Below are 7,679 nucleotides of genomic sequence, written 5' to 3'. Positions count from 1 at the left end.
CGCTCAGAGATGTGTATAAGAGACAGGCTCTGACCTGCTCCTCGTCGAGGTCGTTGAGGAGGCGGCCGTCGAACTCGTGGCCGCCGTCGAGGATGGCGACGTTGTTGCCGATTGCCTCGGCGAGGTCGTCGGGCCACTCCAAGAGCGGCCGGATGCTCTGGGTCGCGGGCGCGCCGATTCGGATGACGCCGACCTCGTTGAGGCCGCGGCGCTCCGTGATGGCGTTCGTCGCGTGGGTGGTGCCGAGCATCACGTAGTCGAGTTCGTCCTCGGAGACACCGCTGTCGTCGAGGACCACGTCGAGGGCGTTGAGGATGCCCGACGTGATGTCTTCCGTGGTTGGGGTCTTCGTCTTCGCGAGGAGGTTGTCGTCGCCGTCCATGACGACGGCGTCCGTGTTGGTGCCGCCGACGTCGATTCCGATTCGGTAGTCAGTCATGTTTGGGTTGCTGGAGAGTTTCGATTGGTTCGTAGTCGATGCTGTAGTCGAAGTACCCCGGCCCGACGAGGTCGAGTCCCTCGTCGGTCCGCCACTTCGGCGAACACGGCATCCCGATGACCCGCACCCGGTGGCCGTAGGCGAGTCGCTCGGTGGTGACGGGGTCGCCCGTCTCGGCGTCCAGGACGGTAATCAGGTCGGGGGTGCTCGCCACGACGCCGCGCTCCGAGTCGCGGGCGACGAGGTTCTCGTTCTGGAAGTCGAGGGTGAACGTCCGGCCCTCGCAGTCGTCGATGCCGTCGAGGGTCGCCTCGCCGACCGCGAAGCCGCCTTCGGTCCGGCGCTCCACGTCAGTTATCTTCCCCGCGAACAGTTCGTAGCCGTCCGTGAGGTCGAGGACCGCCTCGACGGGGTCCTGCGAGCGGTGCTTGGCGGTGCGAATCGCCTCGCCGATGTCGTGGGCGAGGGACATCGAGTCGAGAATCGCGTGCTCGCGGACCTCCGAGCCGGAGAGCGCGTAGGTGCCAATCATGCACGCGCCGCCCATCTCGATGCTCGTCACGCGGGCGAACGCCTCGGCGTACTCGTTGCTGACGGTGTTCACGAGAAGCGAGTTGCCCTTCTCGTCGGCGATGCTCATCGGGGTGGCGCTGACGCCGCCCATCGTGAGCGTCACCATCTGCACCTCGGGGAACGCCCGGCCCATGCCGTCGGCGTCCACGAGGGGAAGCCCGAGCGCGGCGGCGACGGCGATGGGGACGGTGCTGTTCAGCCCGCCCGCCTCGATGCTCATCGTCGCGTAGGCCTCCTGTCCGAGGTGCGTTTCGAGCGCCTCGAAGGCGGCCAGCGCCTCGGTTCCCTTCGGCATCTTCTCGACCATCACGGTCGGTGCGCCGAGCATCGCGCTCGGGATGACGAGCGCGTCGTCGGGCACGTCCCGCGGGTCGATGAGGTCGACGGGGCCGTGCTCTTCGATTGCCTGCTGTGCCATCAGCTTCCCGATGTAGGGGTCGCCCCCGCCGCCGGTCCCGAGGACGGTCGCGCCGGTGGCGAAGTCGTCGATGTTGTCTGTGGTTATCTTCATGGTTCGTGGGTGTTCGATGCGACTGTCTCGTCGGCGACCGCCGCGACGGCCACCTCGGGCACGTCGTCGAACGCGTCGGCGTACGCCTCGTCGTAGATGTGACACCGGACGCTGGGTCCGGCGTCGACCGCGACGAACTGCGGTTCGTCGGTCGAACACGCGTCCGTCGCGTAGGGACACCGCGTGTGGAACCGACAGCCCGTGGGAACGTCCCGCGGGCTCGGGATTTCGCCCCGGAGCGGTTCGTGTCGCGGCTTGTACGCCTCTTCCTCGTCGGTCGTGACGGGAATCGCGGAGAGGAGCGCCCGCGAGTAGGGGTGTCGCGGCCGCTGGAAGACCTCCTCCGTGGGGCCGCGTTCTTGAATCTCGCCGAGGTACATCACGGCCGTCTCGTCGGCGAAGTTGCGGACCAGAGAGAGGTCGTGGGTGATGAACAGGTAGGTGAGTCCGAACTCCTCCTGTAAGTCCTCGAGGAGCGCGATAATCTTCGCCTGCACGCTCACGTCGAGGGCGCTCGTCGGCTCGTCGAGCAAGAGCAGTTCCGGCTCGACCGCGAGCGCGCGGGCGATGTTCACCCGCTGTTTCTGCCCGCCGGAGAGTTCGTGGGGGTACTTGTTCCAGTACTCGTCGTTCAACTCGACGCGTTCGAGCAGGTCGACCACGCGCTCCCGGAGGTCGGACGTCGCCACGCCGCGGGCCTTCAGCGGGACCGCGAGCGACTTGCCGATAGTCCGCCGTGGGTTCAGACTCGACGTGGGGTCCTGAAACACCATCTGGACGCGCGACCGGAGGCGAGCCAGTTGCTCGTCGGTCGCGTTCGTGATGTCCTCGCCGTCGAACCTGACGGTCCCGCCGGTCGCGCCGGTCAGGCCGATAATCGTCCGCGCGACGGTGCTCTTTCCGGACCCGGACTCGCCGATGAGCGCGAGGGTTTCGCCGCGCTCGATGTCGAACGAGACGCCGTCGACCGCCTTCACGTAGTCGGACGTGCGCTTGATGATGCCGCTTTTGACGGGGAAGTACTTCTCGAGGTCGTCGACTTCGAGCAGGGGTTCGGACACGTCAGTCACCCCCCTTCTGCTTGCCCGGTCGCCGGGTCATGTGGCTCCGGGTCTCTTCGACGGTCGGCCGCTCGGACGCCGGGACGGCCTCGTCGTAGAGGACGCACTCGACGCCGGTCTGCGGGCCGCGCTCGTACATCTCCGGGCGGGCCTGCTCGCACTCGGCGGTGGCGTAGGGACACCGCGGCGCGAACCGACAGCCCGGCGGCGGGTCGAGGTACTCGGGAATCGAGCCGTCGATACCGGTCGCCATCTCGTCGCCCGTCAGGCGCGGAATCGACGCGATGAGCCCCTGCGTGTAGGGGTGTTTCGGGTTCTCGAACAGCTCGTCTGTCGGCGCGGTTTCGACGATGCGGCCGCCGTACATGACGTACACGCGGTCGCTCACCTGTCGAGCGACGCCGAGGTTGTGGGTGATCATCAGGACGCTCAGGTCGTGGTTCTCGATGAGGTCCTTCAGCAGGTCGAGAATCTGGTCGTGAATCGTCACGTCCAGCGCGGTACCGATTTCGTCGGCGATGAGCAGGTCCGGCTCGTTCAGCAGGGCCTGCGCGATGAGCGCGCGCTGACGCATCCCGCCGGACAGCTGCGACGGGTACGAGTCCATGATGTTCTCGGGGTCCGGCATCTGAACCTCGCGGAGCATCTCCAAGACGCGCTCGCGCGCCTCGTCGCGCTCGCCGCTGAAGCGGCGGCGGAAGAACTCCACGACGCCCGTGTCGCTGTCGCCGCCGAACTGCGCGGTGTCGGTGAGCTGTTCCCCGATGGTGAACGTCGGGTTCAGGCTCGACATCGGGTCCTGGAAGACGAGGCTCATCCGCTGGCCCTTGACGCGCTCGAACTCGCGGTCCGAAAGCGACAGCAGCTCCGTCCCGTCGAACGTGATTTCGCCGCTGACGCGGGCGGGCGGCTGGTTGAGCAGGCGGAGGATGGACTTCATCGTCACCGACTTGCCGCAGCCGGTCTCGCCGGCGATGGTGACGACCTCGCCCTTGCCGATAGAGAGGTTGACGCCGTCGATGACCTCCGCGAAGCCGTCGAACGACTCGAAGCCGACTTCGAGGTCCTCGACGGTCAAAAGCGGGTTCTCGGCGACCGGCTCGTCGAGTTTCATCGGTTCACCTCCACGTCGAAGAGGTCACGCAGCCCGTCGCCGAGCATGTTGAACCCCATCACGAGGACGAAGATGGCGAGCCCGGCGAAGACGCTCACCCACCACGAGTCGGGCAGGTAGGACGTTCCTTGGCTGACCATCGTCCCGAGGCCGGGCTGGGGCGGCTGGACGCCGACGCCGATGAACGACAGGCCCGCGCCGATGAGGATGACGAAGCCCGCGTCGAGGGTCACCTTGACCAGAATCGGTGACAGCGTGTTCGGGAGAATCTCCCGGAAGAGTATGTGTGGGGTGCTCGCGCCGGCGAGCTTCGCGGCCTGCACGTACTCCTCGCCGCGCTCGCTGGCGACGATACTCTGGACGAGGCGGGCGTGCCACGTCCACCACAGCGCCGCGATAGCTATCATCGCGTTCGTCAGCGTCGGCTCTAAGGCCGAGGTGATGGCCAACGCCATCACGAGCGGCGGTAAGGCGAGCGCCGTGTCGGTCGCCCGCATGATAATCGTCTCGACCCAGCCGCCGTAGTAGCCGGCGACGAGGCCGAGCAGCACGCCCACGGGGACGCCGAAGCCGAGGACGACGCCTACGAGCATGAGCGACAGCCGGTAGCCGAAGAGGATTCGCGAGAGCACGTCGCGGCCGACGTGGTCGGTCCCCAGCGGGTGGTCGAGGCTCGGCGGCTGGAGCGTGTTCGAGAAGTCGGTGAACTTCCCGGCGTGTTCGGGGTACGGCGCGACGACGGGCGCGAAGACGGCGAGCAAGATGATGGCGATGATGATTCCGAGACCGATGACGCTCATCGGCCTGCTCGTAAAGCGCTTCCACGACCGCTGCCAAAGTTCGCGGCGCTCGGCCGAGACGAACCGGTCGAGGACGCCCGCGGACTCGGCGCTCATGTCGCCTCCTCCATCGCCAGTCTGATGCGCGGGTCAACGCGACCCAGCAGCACGTCGACGAGGAAGTTGATGCTCACGAACGCGACGCCGATGGTCATCGTGACGCCGACGACGGCGTTGAAGTCGTTGTTCAGCACCGCGGTGACGCCGTAGGACGCGAGACCGGGCCACGAGTAGACGAGTTCGATGAGGAACGCGTTCCCCAGAAGCGAGGCGTACAACAGCCCCAGAATCGTGAGCGTCGGAATGAACGCGTTCTTGAGCGTGTACTTGTACGTGACGAGCCACGAGGGGAGGCCGAAGCCGCGTTCGGCCTCGACGTAGTCCTGGTCTTTCACGTCTATCATGCTCGACCGAGTGATGCGCATCACCTGTCCGATACCGGCGAGCGAGAGCGCGAGCGCCGGGAGGATGATGTGCGCCCACGCGTCGACGTGGGCCGCGAGGTTCCCGGACAGCAGGGTGTCCACGAGCAGGAAGCCCGTGAACCGCGAGACGCCCGAGCCGAACTCCGAGCCGAGCCGCCCCGTGATGGGGAGCCATTCGAGCAGGTAGCCGAACAGCAACTGGAACATGATTGCGATGAAGAAGCCGGGTACGCTCACGCTGAAGAACGCGACGAGCCGCGTCGCGTTGTCGGTGAGCCCGTCTTTGTTCTGCGCGGCGATGACGCCGAGCGGAATCCCGATGACGACGGTGAGGAACATCGACACCGTGATGAGTTCGAGCGTCGCCGGCAGGTAGTAGACGATGTCGGTGCTGACCGCGCGCTTGGTCTCGAGGCTCGTCCCGAGGTCGCCGACGAGCAGCCCTCGCATGTAGTCGAGGTACTGCAGGGGAATCGGCTTGTTCAGTCCCATCTCGGCGGCGAGCGCCTGCACCTGTTCTTCGGATGCGAGCGCGCCGAGGGCCATCCGCGCGGGGTTCCCGGGGAGCACTCGTGACGTGGTGAAGATGATTATCGACAGGCCGATGAGACTCACGAGGATGCCCGCGAGCCGGCGCACGAGGTACTGCCAGTACTTCATTCTTGGTAGAAGTCGGGGAACCAGTAGTCGAAACTCATCGACGGCCGGAACGTGTAGCCCTTCACGTCGTCCGCGAAGGCGTGCTTCTTCGACTGGACGAAGATGAACAGGGCGGGGAACTGGTTCGCGATGCGCTCTTGCACCTCGGCGTACAGTTCGGCGCGGGCGTCGGCGTCGACCGTCGAGCGCGCTTCGTCGATGAGGGAGTCGACCGCCTCGTCTTCGAGGTGTTCCATGCTCATCCACGTCGAGGCGGCTTCAGAGTGGTACTGGTTGTAGAACACCGTGTCCGGCGAGGGGTACACCGGACCGTAGAACACCTGGTTGATGTGCGGCGTCCCCTCGACGCTCGTCGCGAGTTCGGTCATCGTTCCCCACGTCTGGGGGTTCAACTCGACGTTGATGCCGATTTCGTCCATGTTCTGCTGGAAGAGCAGGCCCATCTTCTCTTCGAGGCCGTAGTCCTTCACGTAGGTGTTCTGGACGGTGATGTCGCCCTCCTCGTAGCCGGCGTCGGCGAGAATCTGCCGCGCCTTCTCGGGGTCGTAGGTCGGCTGGACGATGTCGTCGTTGTGGACGCCGAACGACGTCGGGAGCGGCCCCTGCGCGGGGAGCGACCCCGGCGCGATTTCGTTACGCGCCGTCTCGTAGTCGAAGCCGTAGGCCATCGCCTCGCGGACGGCGGGGTCGTCGGTCGGTGCCTTCTGGGTGTTGATTTTGAAGTAGAACGTCGTCACCGTCGGGACCGACTCGACGCGGATGTCGTCTTCGGCCGCGAGGGCCTCGTAGGTCTCCTCGCTTTGGTACTGGCTCGACATGTCGAGTTCGCCCGTCTTCATCAGCGAGCGAACCGTCGGGTCGTTGGTGATGATCTGGACGACGACGTTGTCGTACGCGCCGTCTTTGAACGAGCCCCAGTAGTCCGCGTAGCGGCTGAACGAGATCTGGGCCTGCCGCTCGAAGCCCGCGAGCTCGTACGGGCCGGAGCCGGCGTCGTTGTCGTTGAGGAACGACTGGGCGTAGTCGCCGCGGTCGCCGAAGTCGCCGTCCTCGGCGTTGTCGAGGACCTGCTGTTTGTCGACGACGAACAGTAACACGAGCGTCGCGAGGAACGGCGAGTGGACGCGGTCGAGCGTGAACGACACGGTCCGCTCGTCCTCGACGGTCACGTTCTCCTTCGAGAGCACGTTACCGAGCAGCGACGAGTAGCCCTGGTTGATATCGAGGAACCGCTCGGCAGAGAACTGCACGTCCTCCGCCGTGACGGGGTTGCCGCTGTGGAACGTCGCGCCCTCGCGGAGCGTGAACGTGTAGGTCCGGTTGTCGTCCGAGACGGTCCAGTCCTCGGCGAGGTGTCCCTGTAGGTTCCCCTCCGTGTCGGGGAACACGAGCGGGTCGTAGAGGTTGACCAACGCGAGCACCTGCGTGTAGTCCGTCCCCTTCGCGGGGTCGACGGTCCCGAAGCGCTGGGTTGCGCTCATGCGGAGCGTCGAACTACTCGAGTCACCGCCGGATGTCGTCTCCGTCCCCGTCCCCTCGCCGTCGCCGCCCGAGGCCGTCGTCTGCTCTTCACCGTTGTAGCTCTCACCGCCCCCGGAACAGCCGGCGAGGCCGGCGATGCCGGCCGTCCCGAGGACCTTGAGGAAGTTCCGACGACTCGCCGCGTCTCCGAACCGAGCGCGGATTGACTCCGATTTCGACCCCACCTGCGACCGCGTCTGTGTGATGTCCTTTCTCGACATACGTTACTCATTCTCACAGAGTTGCAATGGCACATAAAGGTACCGTATAGTAACCTAAAATAATATTCTAGGTTCAAAGTGGAATGCTGTATGAACAATATGGAACAACGTGGTTGTGTGTCTTCTAGCACACCACTCGGCTTGCGGTGGTAATCGACCGACACCGCCCACCTCTACGGAACCACGTCCTGTCGCGGGGAACGACCGGGGTCGGTTTCTCCGCCGTCGACTACTCTCTCACACGCGCATCCGCGATTCACCTTCGCCTCCGCGACGAGTCGCGATTTCCGAGGATATCGTTACCGGTTGGTGACT

Annotated in this window: 7 protein-coding genes; all 7 read right to left on the bottom strand. The window is 65.5% G+C overall.

What is annotated here, in order from left to right; genetic code table 11:
- The coding region (locus tag C457_RS18280; RefSeq protein ID WP_008096984.1) for a hydantoinase/oxoprolinase N-terminal domain-containing protein at positions 1–439 on the bottom strand (439 nt) is incomplete at its 3' end.
- Positions 432–1,523: a DUF917 domain-containing protein gene (locus C457_RS18275; RefSeq protein WP_008096978.1), complete on the bottom strand. Its 1,092-nt coding sequence runs from the start codon at positions 1,521–1,523 to the stop codon at positions 432–434. The genes C457_RS18275 and C457_RS18280, both read right to left, overlap by 8 nt.
- Positions 1,520–2,593: an ABC transporter ATP-binding protein gene (locus tag C457_RS18270; protein ID WP_008096977.1), complete on the bottom strand. Its 1,074-nt coding sequence runs from the start codon at positions 2,591–2,593 to the stop codon at positions 1,520–1,522. Before C457_RS18270 ends, C457_RS18275 begins: the two co-directional genes overlap by 4 nt.
- Entirely contained in the window at positions 2,586–3,698 is a 1,113-nt protein-coding gene (locus C457_RS18265; protein ID WP_008096976.1) for an ABC transporter ATP-binding protein, read from the bottom strand. The genes C457_RS18270 and C457_RS18265 overlap by 8 nt, the downstream gene beginning before the upstream one ends.
- Positions 3,695–4,594, bottom strand: a complete 900-nt coding sequence (locus tag C457_RS18260; protein WP_008096975.1) for an ABC transporter permease — start codon at positions 4,592–4,594, stop codon at positions 3,695–3,697. The genes C457_RS18265 and C457_RS18260 overlap by 4 nt, the downstream gene beginning before the upstream one ends.
- Positions 4,591–5,622: an ABC transporter permease gene (locus tag C457_RS18255; RefSeq protein WP_008096974.1), complete on the bottom strand. Its 1,032-nt coding sequence runs from the start codon at positions 5,620–5,622 to the stop codon at positions 4,591–4,593. Before C457_RS18255 ends, C457_RS18260 begins: the two co-directional genes overlap by 4 nt.
- Entirely contained in the window at positions 5,619–7,364 is a 1,746-nt protein-coding gene (locus C457_RS18250; RefSeq protein ID WP_008096973.1) for an ABC transporter substrate-binding protein, read from the bottom strand. Before C457_RS18250 ends, C457_RS18255 begins: the two co-directional genes overlap by 4 nt.
- Positions 7,365–7,679 lie beyond the last annotated feature (315 nt).

This window comes from Haloferax prahovense DSM 18310 (genome assembly GCF_000336815.1).
GTDB lineage: Archaea > Halobacteriota > Halobacteria > Halobacteriales > Haloferacaceae > Haloferax > Haloferax prahovense.
Note: the sequence above shows the minus strand (reverse complement) of the source record. Positions and strands in the feature narration are given on the sequence as shown.

Excerpts from the sequence above, each read along its gene's own strand:
- C457_RS18275 (WP_008096978.1), bottom strand. The coding sequence starts at position 1,523 with ATGAAGATAACCACAGACAACATCGACGACTTCGCCACCGGCGCGACC.
- C457_RS18265 (WP_008096976.1), bottom strand. The coding sequence starts at position 3,698 with ATGAAACTCGACGAGCCGGTCGCCGAGAACCCGCTTTTGACCGTCGAG.
- C457_RS18260 (WP_008096975.1), bottom strand. The coding sequence starts at position 4,594 with ATGAGCGCCGAGTCCGCGGGCGTCCTCGACCGGTTCGTCTCGGCCGAG.
- C457_RS18255 (WP_008096974.1), bottom strand. The coding sequence starts at position 5,622 with ATGAAGTACTGGCAGTACCTCGTGCGCCGGCTCGCGGGCATCCTCGTG.
- C457_RS18250 (WP_008096973.1), bottom strand. The coding sequence starts at position 7,364 with ATGTCGAGAAAGGACATCACACAGACGCGGTCGCAGGTGGGGTCGAAA.